This window comes from Mesorhizobium sp. (genome assembly GCF_004963255.1).
Lineage (GTDB): Bacteria > Pseudomonadota > Alphaproteobacteria > Rhizobiales > Rhizobiaceae > Mesorhizobium.
In genome coordinates this window covers 54,484-70,390 of the sequence record NZ_SUGA01000021.1, presented here as the reverse complement: position 1 = coordinate 70,390, position 15,907 = coordinate 54,484, and the positions used below count along the sequence as shown (strand labels likewise).

13 protein-coding genes are annotated in these 15,907 nt (G+C 65.3%); 6 read left to right on the top strand and 7 right to left on the bottom strand.

Annotation, left to right across the window (positions count from 1 at the left end):
- Positions 1-97: 97 nt before the first annotated feature.
- From E5X34_RS20805 to E5X34_RS20790, 4 genes are all read right to left on the bottom strand, one after another.
- Entirely contained in the window at positions 98-1,642 is a 1,545-nt protein-coding gene (locus E5X34_RS20805; protein WP_292568436.1) for a DegQ family serine endoprotease, read from the bottom strand.
- 184 nt (positions 1,643-1,826) lie between these two features.
- A complete protein-coding gene (locus E5X34_RS20800; RefSeq protein WP_292568434.1) occupies positions 1,827-2,573 on the bottom strand; it encodes an MBL fold metallo-hydrolase in 747 nt (248 codons plus the stop codon).
- Positions 2,574-2,584: 11 nt separating this feature from the next.
- Positions 2,585-3,751, bottom strand: coding sequence for a diphosphate--fructose-6-phosphate 1-phosphotransferase (locus E5X34_RS20795; RefSeq protein WP_292568432.1), 1,167 nt, complete (start codon positions 3,749-3,751; stop codon positions 2,585-2,587).
- Between the two features lie 75 nt (positions 3,752-3,826).
- Positions 3,827-4,495, bottom strand: coding sequence for a L,D-transpeptidase (locus E5X34_RS20790; RefSeq protein ID WP_292568491.1), 669 nt, complete (start codon positions 4,493-4,495; stop codon positions 3,827-3,829).
- A 327-nt stretch (positions 4,496-4,822) separates the two neighbouring features.
- Between E5X34_RS20790 and E5X34_RS20785 the strand changes: the two genes are divergently transcribed.
- Complete coding sequence (locus E5X34_RS20785; protein WP_292568430.1) at positions 4,823-5,446, top strand: LysE family translocator; 624 nt, start codon at positions 4,823-4,825, stop codon at positions 5,444-5,446.
- Positions 5,447-5,479: 33 nt separating this feature from the next.
- On the opposite strand, the gene E5X34_RS20780 is transcribed toward E5X34_RS20785, so the two are convergent.
- Entirely contained in the window at positions 5,480-8,188 is a 2,709-nt protein-coding gene (locus E5X34_RS20780) for an autotransporter outer membrane beta-barrel domain-containing protein (protein ID WP_292568428.1), read from the bottom strand.
- Between the two features lie 299 nt (positions 8,189-8,487).
- Here E5X34_RS20780 and E5X34_RS20775 point away from each other — a divergent pair, with 299 nt between their 5' ends.
- Together E5X34_RS20775 and xylB are read left to right on the top strand one after the other, a co-directional pair.
- The gene (locus E5X34_RS20775; RefSeq protein WP_292568426.1) at positions 8,488-9,813 is read left to right on the top strand and encodes a tetratricopeptide repeat protein; all 1,326 of its coding nucleotides are present in this window, start codon (positions 8,488-8,490) and stop codon (positions 9,811-9,813) included.
- An 82-nt stretch (positions 9,814-9,895) separates the two neighbouring features.
- Positions 9,896-11,350, top strand: a complete 1,455-nt coding sequence (gene xylB / locus E5X34_RS20770) for a xylulokinase (RefSeq protein ID WP_292568424.1) — start codon at positions 9,896-9,898, stop codon at positions 11,348-11,350.
- 278 nt (positions 11,351-11,628) lie between these two features.
- Here xylB and E5X34_RS20765 read toward each other — a convergent pair whose 3' ends face one another.
- On the bottom strand, positions 11,629-11,991 hold the full coding sequence (locus E5X34_RS20765; protein ID WP_292568422.1) for a nuclear transport factor 2 family protein: 363 nt from the start codon (positions 11,989-11,991) through the stop codon (positions 11,629-11,631).
- 112 nt (positions 11,992-12,103) lie between these two features.
- Here E5X34_RS20765 and xylA point away from each other — a divergent pair, with 112 nt between their 5' ends.
- Complete coding sequence (gene xylA, locus E5X34_RS20760; RefSeq protein ID WP_042637401.1) at positions 12,104-13,429, top strand: xylose isomerase; 1,326 nt, start codon at positions 12,104-12,106, stop codon at positions 13,427-13,429.
- 199 nt (positions 13,430-13,628) lie between these two features.
- Positions 13,629-13,832 carry a hypothetical protein gene (locus E5X34_RS20755; protein WP_042637374.1) on the top strand — a complete coding sequence of 68 codons (204 nt, stop codon included), beginning with the start codon at positions 13,629-13,631 and terminating at the stop codon, positions 13,830-13,832.
- Positions 13,833-13,877: 45 nt separating this feature from the next.
- Here the strand turns inward: E5X34_RS20755 and E5X34_RS20750 are convergent, their stop codons facing one another.
- Positions 13,878-14,858 (bottom strand): GlxA family transcriptional regulator, encoded by a 981-nt coding sequence (locus E5X34_RS20750; RefSeq protein WP_292516274.1) that lies wholly within the window; start codon positions 14,856-14,858, stop codon positions 13,878-13,880.
- A 124-nt stretch (positions 14,859-14,982) separates the two neighbouring features.
- Between E5X34_RS20750 and E5X34_RS20745 the strand changes: the two genes are divergently transcribed.
- Positions 14,983-15,906: a 3-keto-5-aminohexanoate cleavage protein gene (locus E5X34_RS20745; protein WP_292568419.1), complete on the top strand. Its 924-nt coding sequence runs from the start codon at positions 14,983-14,985 to the stop codon at positions 15,904-15,906.
- Position 15,907: the final 1 nt, after the last annotated feature.

Below are 15,907 nucleotides of genomic sequence, written 5' to 3'. Positions count from 1 at the left end.
ACGATGCGGGGAGTGTTCTCGAAGACGCCTTCCGGGGCAATAGAAATCTTGAGGTGGAGCCCACCGGCAAGGCCGGCAGGCTCCGTCGGAGATTTTCTCAGCCGGCGGCGAAGGGCACGGCGACGAAGATCTGCGCGTCACCGCGATCCACCAGCAACAGCACCGACTTCTTGCCCGACCTGGCCGCCTCGGCGATCGCCTGATTGGCCTGCCTCGCCGTCTTCACCGGCGTCTGGTCGACGCCGACGATGACGTCGCCGGGCTGGATGCCGGCGGCCGAAGCCGCCTTGTCCGGATTGACCCGCTCGACCACCGCGCCGCGCTGGTTGCCAGCAAGGTTGAGCTGATCCCGGATATCGGGCGTGAGGTCGGTCAGGCCGAGGCCGAGCGATGGAACACGCAAACCCTGTTCAGCCGACGGGCCGCGGCCTTCATTGCCGTTCGACGCCGTCTTCTGATCTTCGGCGTTGCGGCCGACATCGGCCGAGATCTGCATCGCCTTGCCCTTGCGCCAGATGCTGACGGTCTCCTTGGCGCCAGGCGACACGTCGGCAACGGCGCGCGACAGATCCTTGGGATCCTTGATCTCCTGGCCGCCGAAGCCGGTGATGACATCGCCGGTTTCAATGCCGGCCTTGGCCGCCGGCGACCCGTCGGTGACCTGCGAAACCAGCGCGCCGCCTGGATGGTCGAGACCGATGGCGCTGGCGACGTCCGGCGTGACCGGCTGGATCTGCACGCCGAGATAGCCATATTCGATGTCGCCGCCCTTCATCAGCTTGGCGACGACCTTCTGCGCCTGGTCCGACGGGATCGCGAAGCCGACGCCGACGCTGCCGCCATTGGGCGAATAGATGGCGGTGTTGATGCCGATGACATTGCCGTTGACGTCGACCAGCGGGCCGCCGGAATTGCCGTGGTTGATCGGCGCGTCGATCTGGATGAAATCGTCGAACGGCCCGCTGTGCAGGTCGCGGCCGCGCGCCGAGACGATGCCGGCGGTGACGGTGGTGCCGATGCCGAACGGATTGCCGATTGCCAACACCTGGTCGCCGGTCATCAGCTTGCTGGAATCGCCCCATTTGACGGTCGGCAGCGGCTTATCGGCCTTGATCTTGAGCACCGCGAGATCGTTCTTGGCGTCATGGCCGACGAGCTTGGCGGGAAGCTCGGTCCCGTCATCGAGCGTCACCTTGATGGAACTCGCGCCATCGATGACGTGATTGTTGGTCACGATGGTGCCATCCGCGCCGACGATGAAGCCGGAGCCGAGCGCCTCGGCGCGCTGCCCCTGCTGCTGCGGCGGCGTCCGCGGCATCGGCATGCCCTGGTCGCCGAAGAACTGTTGGAAGAATTGGTCGAAGGGGACATTGCCGCCGAGGGGCGAACCGTCATCCCCCGCCTGTGGCTGCGCCTTCATGATCGATGTGATGGTGACGACCGCCGGCTTGGTGACGGCGATGACCGGGGCGAAGGAGCCGTTCGGGGCGGTGATGCCGGCGACCGGGGTCTGGGTCGTCGCGGCCACGGTGCTCAGGCCGGAATTGCTCTGGGCGAAGGAAACGACGACGGGCGAAATGATCAGCGCGGCGCCCAGCAGGGCGGCGACGCGATGTCTGCGAAGTATGCTTGATGGTGACATGGTCGTTCTGTCCGGGCGAGAGTTGATCCGGCGTCGCGGGCGCTCCCACGAAGCGTCCGTCAACGTGCCGATGACCGGATCTGCCTGTCTCGCCGTGCATGCAGCCGGCCGTCTCGACAGACAAGCATCTAGGTCGCCGAATGGCCCGAATTAGGGTTTTGAGGTGACCTTACAAAGATTTAATTCAGAGGCCGCTTACGAACCGCTCTCGCCTGCGAAGATAAGAGGAGGCAATTTCCCGCATCCTGGCGCGGTCGAAACTTGGGCCATGGCCGCCATGGCCGATGCGGATCGGCAGATCGAGCAGGCGTTGCATGGTGCGACAATAGGCGGTGCGGTCGGAATCCGGCAGATCGTCGATCAGCATGCCGTCGTAAATGGCGTCGCCGGCAAAGAAGAGGCCATCGGCCTCGTCGAAGAGCGCGATGGAGTCCGGCGAATGCCCGGGCAGGTGCAGCACACGGAATTTCCGGTCGCCGAGATCGACGACGTCGCCCTCGTCGAGCGCACGCATCAGCGGCGCGGAAGGAATGCGATAATCGGCCGCCTTCCAGTCCGGCGCCGGCAGCTTTGTGACGGCGCCATCGAGATTGTGGAACATGTAGGCGTAGGTGACGGCATCATCCATGCCGTCGAAACGCGCCGCGCTCATCTTCGGCCCCATGCGCAGCGGAAATTCGTGCAGCGCGCCGACATGGTCGAGATGGATGTGGGTGGCGACGACGATGAGCGGCTTGCCGGCCGGCGTGTCGATCTCGGGCGCCAGCGGACGGATGCCCATGCCGGTGTCGACCAGAAGGTCCGCGTCGCGGCCCTTCAAATGCCAGATGTTGGCGCGCACGAAATCATGCACGAAGGGCTCGGTCAGCAACGTCGTGCCGGCATCGACTTTCGCCTTTCCGAACCAGTCGCCGACCTCAAGCTCGGGCATCGGACCGCCCATCAGACGAACGGCTTCCCGACCTTGTACTTTTCCGGCACCAGCCGCTTCAGATAGGCCATGCCGGCTTCCGAAAGCTGGTTGGCGTCCGGCTGCATGAAATCGTCGGGCATGTGGCGGGTCTTGCCGGCCACCGCCTTCAGCGGCACTTTCTTCAGCACGGTCTTCGACCCGTCATATTGGATCGCCACCGAACCGCCGCCTTCCCCAGCGACGGCGACCGCGAAGGCGCCGGCGTCGAAGGCCTCCTGGGCGTCGACGGCGCTGATGGCGCCGACATAGCCGCGCGGCATGTAGCCCAGCGCATCGACCCGCGCTCGCTTGCCGGGCAGGCCTTCGGCCAGGGCTCGTTCGAGCGCCGCCGGCAGGTCGCTGCCCGACAGCTTGACATTGCCGTGCTGGTCGCGCTCAAGCTTCTCCGGCGGCACCAGGCTTTCGACCAGCGCCTTGCCGTCTGCGGTGCTGACGCCTTCTGAGACGGCGACGATGCAGCGCTTGTGGCGGTCGAGCTTCTCGCGCACTTCATCGATGAAGCGCTTTGCCGAGAAGGCGCGCTCCGGCACGTAAACCAGATGCGGGCCGCTGTCGGGATCGAGCTGCCAGGCGGCCGCGGCGGCGGTGAGGAAGCCGGCGTGGCGACCCATGACGATGCCGACATAGATGCCGGGCAAGGCGCGGAAATCGAGGTCGACGGAGAGAAAGGCGCCGGCGACGAACTCGGCCGCCGAGATGAAGCCCGGCGTATGGTCGTTCTCTTCGAGATCGTTGTCGATGGTCTTGGGCGCATGCACGAAGGCGATCGAGCCGCCGGCGGCGTCGGTCAGGATCTGCTGCGTGCCCGAGGTGTCGTTGCCGCCGATATAGATGAAGGCGTCGGCGCCGGCCTTTTTCAGTCCGTTGAGGATGACCTCGCAATAGGCGGCGTCGGGCTTGTCGCGGGTCGAGCCGAGGGCCGCGCTCGGCGTGCCGGCGATCAGCCGCAGCCGGTCCTCTGGGATGGCGGAGAGATCGACATAGTTGCCATCGCGAATGCCGCGCACGCCATGGATCGAGCCAAGCACCCTGGCGCCCGGATGACGCTTGCGGATTTCCAGCGTGGCGCCGACGACCGTCTGGTTGATGACGGCGGTCGGGCCGCCGCCCTGCGCGATAACGAAGGTTCCAGCCATGCTCGTTCTCTCCCGAAGTTTTCAGGGCACCTTCGCCTGTCTTGCCGCATCGCGCAACGGAAGAGTGGAACCCGATCAGACCACGACGACCGGGTTCTTCTTGGAGACGCGGCTGTAGAGGTCGATGATGTCCTGGTTGATCAGGCGCACGCAGCCCGAGGACATGGCCTGGCCGATGCTCCACCATTCGGGCGAGCCGTGGATGCGGTAGCCGGTGTCCTTGCCGTTCTGGTAGATGTAGAGGGCGCGGGCGCCGAGCGGATTGGTGAGGCCTCCGGGCTGGCCGCCCTGCCATTTCACCAGTTCCGGCTTGCGCTGGATCATTTCCGGCGGCGGCGTCCAGACCGGCCATTCGCGGCCATACTGGATGTTGGCGCGGCCCGACCAGCGGAAGCCGTCCTTGCCGATGCCGACGCCGTAACGGATGGCATCGCCGCCCGGCTGGATAAGATAGAGCATGCGCTCCTCGAGATGCACGACGATGGTGCCGGGCGCCTCGCCGGTCTTGTCGACGACGATCTGGCGGCGGAACTGCGGCTTGACCTTCTGCCACGGCACCGCAGGCACCTCGAAGCCGCCGTCGGTGAGCGAGGCGTACATGACGTCCGGGCCGGTGACGTTCTTGTCGACGCTGATCGCCGGGCGCATCGGCGGCACGGAACCGGTGACGGTGTTGTCGAGCTGCATTTGCGGCAGGTCGAGCGTGTCGGTTGTGCTGCAGCCGGCGAGGCCCAGCAGCGCCATGGCGCCGGCGCCGGAAAGCAAGGCGCGGCGGGAAAGCTGAATTTCGGTATCGATTGCGCCGTTGGAAGGCGGCGTCAGACTTTGCGGCAACTCGCGCATACACCAAACCCTACGCTGCCGGCGGGAAGCACGGTCCGGCCGGATAATCGCATTTTCGTCAGTCATGGTTGAAAAAGGGTGAAAGCGCGGGAGTCCGGCTTAATCCTAACGGCTGGTTGCAGCGGTTCATCGGCCCGCCGGTCAGGCGCCGAAGATTTTTCCGGCAGCCCCTTTACATTCTCGCCTACCCCAGGATTTATCCTGTCTTTGCGCTCAAGGAGTGGGGAAATGTCCTTCGAAAACTGGGCTGCCTTCGCCGCCGCCTCTTCCATCCTTCTCGTCATTCCAGGCCCGACGATCCTTTTGGTCGTCTCTTATGCGCTGGGCCAGGGCTGGCGCACCGCGCTGCCGATGGCGGTGGGCGTGGCGCTTGGCGACTTCACCGCCATGACGCTGTCGATGCTCGGCATCGGCGCGCTGCTCGCGGCTTCGGCCACCGTGTTCACCATCTTGAAGGTGATCGGCGCCGGCTACCTCATCTATCTCGGCATAAAATTGTTCCGCGCCGGCGGCGCGCTCAAGGCTGAGCCGCGCACCGACGTGGTTTCGGCGGCAAGGATGATGGCGCATGCCTGGCTGGTCACGGCGCTGAACCCGAAGAGCATCACCTTCTTCGTCGCCTTCCTGCCGCAGTTCCTCGACCGGCACGCCGACTTCTGGACGCAGATGCTAATCTTCGAGACGACGTTCCTGACCTTGGCCTTCGCCAATGCTTTCGGCTACGCGCTGGTCGCATCGAGGGCCCGCGCCATCGTGCGCAACCCGAAAGCCATCCGCATCTTCAACCGCACCGGCGGCACGCTGCTGGTCGGCGCCGGCATCGCCACGGTGGCAATGCGCTCGGGGAGCTGAGGTCAGCCGGGCAAATGGTAAGGCCTGTTGGCCTCACCATTTAACACTTACGCCCAAATTGCCTTCCAGCACGCGGCGCTTGTCGCCGCCGAGATTGGTGGTGTAGTCGGCGGAGGCGAAGACGCTGACCTTGTCGGTCACCTTGGCGACGACGCCGCCGCCGAATTCGAAGGAGGTGGACCGGCTCTCGGTCGAGATGTCGGTGCCCTCGAAATCGACGCGGTCGGTGCCGCCGAAATGGTGCCAGAGATTGGCCTTGAGATAGGGCTGCAGCGGCATCCCTTCGAGGACCGTCTCACCCTGCAGCCTCAGCCCGATCCTGCCGGTGACGTCATCGTCGGTATCGAACGAGACCGAGGAGAACCGGTCCCTGGCGTCGTCGAGCGACAGATGCTGCCAGACCAGTTGCGCCTGCGGCTCCAGCGTCCAGCCTTGTCCGAGCGCGACCGGATAGCCGCCCTCGAGCGATGCGGTGACGCCGGTTCCGCCGACATCGATGCCGATGTCGCGCGACGAGGAGGCCGAGCCGCCGAAGAAGGTCGCCATCAGCACGCCGTCCAGGTACCAGCCGGCCTTGCCGATACGTGTCCAGTAGCCACCGACGCTGGTGCCGCTGACGTCGAGGTTGCCGACCGCAAGATCATCCTGACCTAGGGCCTGGCCGCGCAGGTCGCCGTTCATGCTGCCATAGGCAAGGAACAGGCCGGCGCGGTCGACCGAGCCTGAGGCGGTTTCCCGGCCAATAAGGTCGAAGCCGGCCTGAAGCCCGAACAAAGTGCCGTCGAAGGAGGGCGAGACCGTTCCCGACCAGCCTAGCTTGGCGTCCTGGCCAAAGATGCGGCCCCAGACGGGCTGCAGATCGGTGTCCGACGACAACAGGCTCTGCTCGCCACGGCGTTCGTGGAAGGTGCCGAGCGTCGCCATCGTCAGATGCTGCGCGACCGGCGGCACGGCCGAATAGACCGGCACCTCGATGCGGTAGAGCAGGATTTCCTGACCCGCTGCCGGCGTCGGCAGATCGGGCACGGCGGTCGGCACCGGGGGCGGAGGCGGCGGCGGATCGGCCGGTGGCGCCTCCGGCGGAGCCGGCGGCGCTTCCGGCTCAGGATCGCTCGCCTGAACCGGCGGCGTCGGGTCGACCGGCGGATTGTTGGCATCGCCCTCGGTTGGCACCGGCACCGGCGGCAGCTCCGACGGCGGCGGCGGCGGCTCGGTCTCCGGCGGCTCTGGCTCGAGCGCGGGCGTAGGCTCGGACGGAGCCGCGGCCGGCGATGTCGGCGTGATCAGCGATGAACGCAGGTACCAGTTCTCCTCGCTGTCGGCGCTGACGCCGCCCTTGAACAGGTAATATTCGAAGGCGCCGGCCGCGACCGGCGCGTCAAGCGCGAACGCGTTGGCGCCCGACGTGGCGCCGTTGACGGCCTGCACGACCATGATGCCGTCCGCCGTGGTCTCGGCGCCGGCGCCGCCGACATTGACCACCGCGATGCCGGTCGAGCCGGAAGCCGTGCCGCCGGACAGCACGAGCCGGTCAGAGGCGGAGGAATCGTCGCCAAGCTCGGTCTGGATCAGCAGCAGGCCGCCGAGCCCGGTATAGTTGCCGTTGATCGTCAGCCGGTCGGTGGCGCCGGTGCTGCCGTTGGTCAGGTCGATGCGGCCGGCATTGAAGACCTCGGCCAGTTGCCCTGACGTAAAGGCCTGGATCGAGGCATTGAAGCCGCCGCCATAGAGCGTGCTTGCCTGGTCGACGTTGAGCGTGCCGGTGCCCGTGCCTGAGTCGCCCAGCACGAGGTTGCCGTCCAATGTCAATTGCGTGTCGTTGGTGGCGTTGATGGTTTCCCAGTTCTGGACCCTGGCGATGCCATCCAGCTTGACGTTGTCGAAGGTGAGCGTGTCGGTGCCGAGACCGCCATTCACGGCGTCGGCGCCGCCGAGATTGGCCTTCGTGAGGTTGCTGAGCTGGGCGGTATCATTGTCGGCGCCGAGATCGACGCTGCCATAGATGATGCCGCCGCCGTCCCAGACGAAACTGTCGGCGCCAAAGCTCATCAGCACGTCGCCGCCGACCGTGCCGCCGGTGATGGTCACGCTGTCGTTGCCGCCGCTGACGCTGATGTTGCCGCCGATCGTGCCGCCGGAAAGGATGATGGTATCCTTGTCGAAGCCGGTGACGAGGTTGCGGTCGATGACACCGCCCGACATGTTGAAGTAGTTCTGGTCGAGCTTCATGTTGACGCGGCCGATGCGGCCGCCGGTCATCACAGCATGGTCGCCATCGTCGAAGAAATCGACGATGCGGCCGCCGCTCATGGTGAAGGTGTCGAGCCCATCGCCCTGGTTGAGCGAGCCGATCTGGCCGCCGCTCATGTTGAAATCGTCGATACCCGCGCCCTGCTGGACGTTGCCGGCAACGGTGCCTGCGCCAATGGTGAAGAAGTCGGTGCCGTCGCCCTGGTCGACCGTGCCGGTGATGGCGCCGGATTGCATGTCGATGCGGTCGGATCCGGCGCCGAAGCTGACATTGCCGCTGATCTGGCCGGTGCCGCCGGAAGGGAAGGTGAGCGTGTTGTCGCCGCTGGTGTCGGTCAGGCTGCCGCCGGAATCGCCGCTGTCGCAGACATAGGCTGTATTGCCAGCGGGTGGGCTGAGCACACATGCGGCAAAAGCCTGGGAGCCCGGCAGCAATGTAAGTGCTGTTGATGCCAGAAGGCCAAGCATCCAAGGATGTACTGGGCCTTTCATCAGTCTATCAGCATTTGCTGATATGACTTTTCCCTCCGAGAACAGTCTCGGAAGAGAATTACCAAAGCGCCGCATCGCGTCCTCGCAATTCGCGATTTGAGCCGCCCCATCCCTGCCGCAATGAAGACATAATTCGTCTCAATTTTCAAAGCCTATTCTGCGCCCAATGGTTGATGAACTGCGATCCCAGGCGAATAGACCAGAGTATTGCTTGATCGAGGCGGCCGTTGGCACGCTCCTCGCCGATGCTTTAGGATCGGGTTCCAAACAGCAAATTCGCGATCGTCGAAGGACACAGAATGGCGCTGAAGGACGCATTCGGCCTGACTTACTCGGGCGCGACCGAAGCCGGGTTTTCATCCTACGCCCGCGCCGTGCATGAGCTGCAATGCTTCATCGGCGATCCGGTCGGTTCCATCGACCGCGCCATTACCGACGACCCGACCTTCGTCATGGCACATGTGTTCAAAGGCTATCTGTTCGGCCTGGCCACAGAGCGGGACGCGACGGCGGTCGCTAGGTCAAGCCATCAGGCGGCGCTGTCCCTTGCCGCCACCGCGCGCGAAGCTGCGCATGTCGCCGCGCTTGGGCATCTCGCCGACGGGCGCTGGCATGAAGCCGGTCGTATCCTGGAGGACATCGCGATCGATAACCCACGCGATGCGCTGGCGCTGCAGGTCGGGCACCAGATCGATTTCTTCACCGGCAATGCGCGCATGCTGCGCGACCGAATCGGCCGGGCGCTGCCGGCCTGGCGGAAAGACATGCCGGGCTACCACGCCATTCTCGGCATGCAGGCCTTCGGGCTGGAGGAAATGGGCGACTACGCCCGCGCCGAATCCTTCGGCCGGCAGGCCATCGAGATCGAACGGCGCGACGGCTGGGCGCAGCACGCGGTAGCGCATGTCATGGAGATGCAGAGCCGGCAAAGGGATGGCATCGCCTGGATGCGCGCCAACCCGGAGGCCTGGTCGAAGGAGAGTTTTCTCCAGGTCCACAATTGGTGGCACCTTGCGCTGTTCCACTACGATCTCGGCGAAACCGACGAGGTGCTCAGGCTCTATGATGGACCGATCTACGGTGCGCGCTCGACATTGGCGCTCAACATGGTCGATGCGTCGGCCATCCTGTGGCGTCTCCATCTCGGCGGCGTCGATGTCGGCGACCGCTGGGCGACGCTTGCCGCCAACTGGGTCCCGAAAGCCGCCGCCGGCAATTACGCCTTCAACGACGCGCATGCGATGATGGCTTTTGTCGGCGCCGGGCTGGAAGCGCCGGCGAAGACGCTGCTCGAGGCGCAGCGCGAAGCGATGCGCGGCAGCGACGACAATGCCGCCTTCACGCGCGATGTCGGCCACCCGCTGACCTTAGCCATCAAGGCCTTCGGCGAGGGCCGCTACGATGAGGCCGTGCGTCTGATCCGGCCGATCCGCTCGATCGCGCACCGCTTCGGCGGCAGCCATGCGCAGCGCGACGTCATCGACCTGACCTTGATCGAGGCTGCATTGCGCGCCGGCGATACGGCACTCGCGCGGGCATTGACCGCCGAACGGCAGTTGGCCCGGCCCGACAGCCCGCTGTCGGCGCTGTTCTTGCGGCGTGCTTCCGATTTGTCTGAGAATTGACCCGCAGCGGATCTTGTCCTAAGAACTGGCCAAGCCAGATTTTTTCGAGATCCGAAAAAATTAATGGCAGTGGGAGGAAATCATGTATCTCGGCCTCGACCTGGGCACTTCGGGCGTCAAGGCGCTGCTGATCGATGACGGTCAGAAAGTCATCGGCGCCGGCCATGGCTCGCTCGACGTCTCGCGGCCGCATCCCGGCTGGTCGGAGCAGGATCCGGCGCATTGGATCGAGGCCAGCGAGACGGCGATTGCCGAACTCAAGGCTTCGCATCCGAAAGAGCTGGCGGCGGTCAAGGGAATCGGCCTTTCCGGCCAGATGCATGGCGCCACCCTGCTGGATCAATCGGACAAGGTGCTGCGCCCCTGCATCCTGTGGAACGACACGCGCAGCCATGTCGAGGCCGCGGCGCTCGATGCCGATCCGCGCTTCCGCAAGCTCACCGGCAACATCGTCTTCCCCGGCTTCACCGCGCCCAAGCTTGCCTGGGTGAAGACCAACGAGCCGGCAATCTTCGCCAAGGTCGCCAAGGTGCTTTTGCCCAAGGACTATCTGCGGCTCTGGCTGACCGGCGAACACATCTCGGAAATGTCGGATTCGGCCGGCACCTCATGGCTCGATGTCGGCGAGCGTCGCTGGGCGCCCGAGTTGCTGGCGGCGACATCGCTCGACGAGAAGCATATGCCGTCGCTGGTCGAGGGCACGGCCAAGGCCGGCGGCTTGCGCGGCGAGCTCGCGTCCAAATGGGGCATCGCGTCGGGCATCCCGGTTGCCGGCGGCGCCGGCGACAATGCGGCCTCCGCCTGCGGCATGGGCACGGTCGGCGCCGGGCATGCCTTCGTGTCGCTCGGCACGTCGGGCGTGCTGTTCGCGGCCAACGCCTCCTACCTGCCCAATCCGGAAAGCGCGGTGCACACCTTCTGCCACGCGCTGCCCAACACATGGCATCAGATGGGCGTCATCCTGTCGGCCACCGATTCGCTCAACTGGCTGTCGGAGATCACGGGAAAAAGCGCCGGCGACTTGACCGGCGAGCTTGGCGACACGCTCAAGGCGCCGACGGGCGTCACCTTCCTGCCTTACCTCTCCGGCGAGCGCACGCCGCATAATGATTCCGCCATTCGCGGCTCTTTCACGGGGCTTGCGCATCAATCGAGCCGGGCCGTGCTGACGCAGGCGGTGCTGGAAGGCGTCGCCTTTGCCTTCCGCGACAGTCTCGAAGCGCTGAAGACGGCGGGCACGACGCTCAACCGGGTGACCGCGATCGGCGGCGGCTCGCGCTCGCGCTACTGGCTGAAGGCGATCGCCACCGCGCTGCAGGTGCCGGTCGATATTCCGGCCGACGGCGATTTCGGCGCGGCGTTTGGTGCGGCGCGGCTAGGGTTGATTGCCGCAACGGGCGCCGATCCGCTGGCAGTGTGCGCTGCGCCGGCGACAGATGCGACGATCGAGCCGGATATCGGCTTGGGCGGCGCCTTCGCAGACGCTTATCAGCGCTATCGCGAACTTTATCCGGCGATAAGGGCTGTAACTGCGTGAGCAGGCGCGAGGCCCCCCTCTCTGCCCTGCCGGGCATCTCCCCCTCAAGGGGGGAGATTGGCAGCTTGGGCGCTGGCTCCTTTCTTTCGGCGTTGGTGGTTGGCGAAGGTCCGCGTGACAGCCGATCTCCCCCCTTGAGGGGGGTGAGGAGTGGTCCGCGCAGCGGGCGGAAAGCCAATTGCTTGGCTTTCCGAACGACGAACGCCCGGAGCGATAGCGAAGGGCCGGAGCCGGCAGGCCAGAGGGGGGGGCCTCGCACCCCACCTCCCCAGCTAGCCTCACTGCGCCGGCACCTTGTCCAAGAACCCGGTCACGCTCTTCAGGCGGCCGTTCTCGATGACGCCGATATCGGTGCCTTCGATGACCGACTCGACACCTTCGGGTCCAAGGTTCCACGAGAAGCGTATCTTGTCGGCGAAACCGTCCGGCTCGCCCTTCAGCGAAAAACGGAAGCCGGCGAAGCGTTGCTGCACGCTTTCGATCAATGCCGCGATGCCGTCATGGCTGTCGCCCTGCATGACCGGGTCGCGATAGCTGACATCGCTGGTGAAGGCCGCCTCGAGCAGCGCCTTGCGGCGGGTGGCATCTGCCTCGTTCCAGGCGGCGATGTAGTTGCGGGCGATCGTGTTGAGGTCGGTCATGGTCATGCTCCTTCGTTGGATCGTTTCGACATGACCTTTTTGGCCCCGCAAAGGACCGAAACCAATTACGCCTGAGGTAATCGGGCGAATGCACCCGGAGAGGAAGGAAACCATGAGCAGCGGATTTTTCGGCGACATCAAGAAGATCAAATATGAGGGACCGGATTCGACCAATCCGCTGGCCTATCGTTTCTACAACCCGGACGAGGTGGTGGCCGGCAAGCGGCTGGAAGACCATCTGCGCTTCGCCGTCGCCTACTGGCATTCCTTTGCCTGGCCTGGCGGCGACCCGTTCGGCGGCCAGACCTTCGACCGCCCCTGGTTCGCCAAGCCGGGCGGCATCGACACGATGGAGCTGGCCAGGCTCAAGGCCGACGTCGCCTTCGAGATGTTCTCGCTGCTCGGCGCGCCCTATTTCTGCTTCCACGACGCCGATGTGCGCCCGGAAGGCAAGGATTTCTCCGAGAGCGCGGCGCGCCTCGACGAGATCACCGACTATTTCGCCGACAAGATGAAAAAGACCGGCGTCAAGCTGCTCTGGGGCACGGCGAACCTGTTCTCGCACCGCCGCTTCATGTCGGGCGCGGCCACCAACCCCGATCCGGATGTGTTCGCCTATGCTGCGGCGACGGTGAAGAAATGCATCGACGTCACCAAGAAGCTGAAGGGCGAGAACTACGTGCTGTGGGGCGGGCGCGAGGGCTATGAGACGCTGCTCAACACCGACCTTGCCCGCGAGCAGGAACAGGCCGGGCGTTTCCTCAACCTCGTCGTCGATTACAAGCACAAAATCGGCTTCAAGGGCACGATCCTGATCGAGCCGAAGCCGCAGGAGCCCACAAAACACCAGTACGACTACGACGTCGCCACGGTGTACGGCTTCCTCAAGCGCTTCGGGCTGGAGAAGGAGGTCAAACTCAACATCGAGCAGGGCCATGCGATCCTGGCCGGCCATTCCTTCGAACACGAGCTGGCGCTGGCCAATGCGCTTGGCGTCTTCGGCTCTATCGACATGAACCGCAACGACTATCAGTCGGGCTGGGACACCGACCAGTTCCCCAACAATGTGCCGGAAATGGCCCTGGCCTATTACCAGGTGCTGCAGGGCGGCGGCTTCAAGACCGGCGGCACCAATTTCGACGCCAAGCTCCGGCGACAGTCGCTCGACCCGGACGACCTCCTGATCGGCCATATCGGCGGCATGGATGCCTGCGCGCGCGGCCTGAAGGCGGCGGCGAAGATGATCGAGGACAAGGCGCTGTCCGGTCCGCTCGCCGAACGCTATGCCGGCTGGAACACCGCCGAAGGCAAGGCCATGCTTTCGGGCAAGCGCACGCTGGAGGAAATCGCCGAGCGAGTGGTGAAGAAGAAGATCGAGCCGCAGCCGCGCTCCGGCCGGCAGGAACTGCTGGAGAACATCGTCAACAGGTATGTCTAAAGAACGGCAGGCTGCCTCGCGCCCGAGCGATCGGGACGCGGGGCAGGCCTGAAAATTGCGTTCGCGAGGGCGGAATCAAGCGACAAAACTTTGCCCCGCGCTGCCCCTCAATCACCTCGTTCTTGCCTTCAAACAGCCGTCACGGATCTCGTATAAACGTGGCTCCTGTGGCGGGTGAAGAAGAAGGAGGCGAACCGATATGCAGCACGAACGCGAAATCGACGCCCTGCTCTCGTCCGGCGAGACCGGATCGATCATCGACCGGCTGATGGCATTGCCGCGGCCGACCGACGACGTGAAAACCGAATGGGATCGCGCCGTCAGCAACCGCTTTGAAATCCGTCTGGCGCAGCAGATGCGCTCGCAGATGGACAGCGCCGGCGAGCGCAAGAGCGCCGCCTGAGCGGCAGACCGCCGCTTAAGCCAGCGGCAAGCCGCCGCCTTAGCCCTACCCTCGGCGAAGCCGTACCGGCGCCTCGCCGAACGCTCTTGAAAATGCCCTGGAAAATGCGGCGGCGGACGAGAAGCCGGTCCGCCCGGCAATATCCGCCATGGCGATGCGCGTGTCGACCACGAGGCGGCGGGCGGCGCTGAGGCGCAGCCTCAGATAATAGGCGCCGGGCGTCTCGCCGATCGACTTGCGAAAAATGCTTTCCAGCGTCCTTGCCGTGACGCCGGCGCGTTTGGCCACGGCGTCGATGGTGAGCGGCTGGTCGACATGCGCTTCCATCAGCCGGATCGCCTGGGCAAGCCTGGGGTCGTAGCCATCGAGCCGGCCGAGCGAGACCAGCGGCTGCGCGTCGGTCGCGGCGCGCGCCTGATCATAGATGAAGACGCTTGCGACATCGAGCGCCGCGGCCATGCCGAGCCTTGTGCGGACGAGGTGCAGCATCAGGTCGAAGGTCGGCGAGGCGCCGCCGGATGTGAACACCGGCCCGTCGATGACATAGCGGTCCGGCCGCACGTCGACGCCTGGGAACGCGGCGGAGAAATCCTCCATATCCTCCCAATGGGTGGTGGCGCTGCGGCCTTCGAGCAGGCCGGCGCGCGCCACCAGCCAGGTGCCGGCCTCGACGCCGCCGCAGGCGCGAGCCGCGCGCGCGGCGCGCCGCAGGCCGGCAAGCAGCGCCGAGGTGGCATAGTTCTGCGTGCCGAAGCCGGCGACGACGACCAGCATGTCGGTCGGCTCGGCGGCATCGAAGCGGCCGCTGACGGCCACCGGGAGGCCGCAAGTGGTGACCGGCGCCTCGCCGGTGACCGAGACCAGCTTGAAATCGAACAGCGTCTCGCCCGAGATGCGGTTTGCGGCGCGCAACGGGTCGACCGCCGAGGCGACGCACATGATCGAGGAGCCCGAGAACACAAGGAACGTCACCTTGAGTGTTTCGCGTTCGGATCGAAAGATGGTCGGCTTTTCGCTTTTGGTCATGAGATCTTCGTAAAACGCAAAACAGTTTCCGGCAAGTCGGTCATTCTGTTGCCATCCCGTGCACAGCCCAACAGGCTTCCGCTTTGGCGGCACGCATGGCCGATCGACCCTGGGAGGATAGACGATGCCGCTTGCGATGAACCGTGAGGTCTTCATTACCTGTGCCGTGACCGGCTCCGGCGGCACGCAGGACCGTAGCCCGCATGTGCCGCGCTCGCCCAAGCAGATCGCCGATTCGGCGATCGACGCCGCCAAGGCGGGCGCCGCGATCGTGCACTGCCATGTGCGCGACCCCGAGACCGGCAAGCCGCGCCGCGATGTCCATCTCTACCGCGAAGTGACCGAGCGCATCCGTGAGGCCAATGTCGACGTGGTGCTGAACCTCACGGCCGGCATGGGTGGCGACATGGTGTTCGGCTCGCCCGAGGCGCCGCTGCCGCTCAACGAGAAAGGCACCGACATGGGCGGCGCCACCAACCGCATGGAGCATGTGCGCCAGTGCCTGCCGGAGATCTGCACGCTGGATTGCGGCACGATGAACTTCGCCGAGGCCGACTATGTGATGACCAACACGCCCGGCATGTTGCGCGCGATGGGCGGCATGATGACGGCGCTGGGCGTCAAGCCCGAGATCGAGGCCTTCGACACCGGACATCTGTGGTTCGCCAAGCAGCTGGTCGAGGAAAAGGTGCTTAACCCGGATGCGCTGGTGCAACTCTGCATGGGCGTGCCGTGGGGCGCGCCGGACGACCTCAACACCTTCATGGCGATGGTCAACAACGTGCCCTCGACCTGGAACTGGTCGGCCTTCTCGATCGGCCGCAACCAGATGGCCTATGCGGCGGCGGCCGTGCTTGCCGGCGGCAATGTCCGCGTCGGGCTGGAAGACAATCTCTGGCTCGACAAGGGCGTCCTGGCCACCAATGCGCAGCTCGTCGAGCGCGCCGCCAGCATCGTCAGCAATCTCGGCGCCCGTATCCTCGGGCCGGAAGAAGTGCGCAAGAAGCTCAACCTGACCAAGCGGGCACCCCTAGCCGCAGCGGCATAAT

What these genes read in the sequence shown, in the direction of transcription:
- E5X34_RS20805 (WP_292568436.1), bottom strand. Translation starts at nt 1,642, where the DNA reads ATGTCACCATCAAGCATACTTCGCAGACATCGCGTCGCCGCCCTGCTG.
- E5X34_RS20800 (WP_292568434.1), bottom strand. Translation starts at nt 2,573, where the DNA reads ATGCCCGAGCTTGAGGTCGGCGACTGGTTCGGAAAGGCGAAAGTCGAT.
- E5X34_RS20795 (WP_292568432.1), bottom strand. Translation starts at nt 3,751, where the DNA reads ATGGCTGGAACCTTCGTTATCGCGCAGGGCGGCGGCCCGACCGCCGTC.
- E5X34_RS20790 (WP_292568491.1), bottom strand. Translation starts at nt 4,495, where the DNA reads ATGGCGCTGCTGGGCCTCGCCGGCTGCAGCACAACCGACACGCTCGAC.
- E5X34_RS20785 (WP_292568430.1), top strand. Translation starts at nt 4,823, where the DNA reads ATGTCCTTCGAAAACTGGGCTGCCTTCGCCGCCGCCTCTTCCATCCTT.
- E5X34_RS20780 (WP_292568428.1), bottom strand. Translation starts at nt 8,188, where the DNA reads ATGAAAGGCCCAGTACATCCTTGGATGCTTGGCCTTCTGGCATCAACA.
- E5X34_RS20775 (WP_292568426.1), top strand. Translation starts at nt 8,488, where the DNA reads ATGGCGCTGAAGGACGCATTCGGCCTGACTTACTCGGGCGCGACCGAA.
- xylB (WP_292568424.1), top strand. Translation starts at nt 9,896, where the DNA reads ATGTATCTCGGCCTCGACCTGGGCACTTCGGGCGTCAAGGCGCTGCTG.
- E5X34_RS20765 (WP_292568422.1), bottom strand. Translation starts at nt 11,991, where the DNA reads ATGACCGACCTCAACACGATCGCCCGCAACTACATCGCCGCCTGGAAC.
- xylA (WP_042637401.1), top strand. Translation starts at nt 12,104, where the DNA reads ATGAGCAGCGGATTTTTCGGCGACATCAAGAAGATCAAATATGAGGGA.
- E5X34_RS20755 (WP_042637374.1), top strand. Translation starts at nt 13,629, where the DNA reads ATGCAGCACGAACGCGAAATCGACGCCCTGCTCTCGTCCGGCGAGACC.
- E5X34_RS20750 (WP_292516274.1), bottom strand. Translation starts at nt 14,858, where the DNA reads ATGACCAAAAGCGAAAAGCCGACCATCTTTCGATCCGAACGCGAAACA.
- E5X34_RS20745 (WP_292568419.1), top strand. Translation starts at nt 14,983, where the DNA reads ATGCCGCTTGCGATGAACCGTGAGGTCTTCATTACCTGTGCCGTGACC.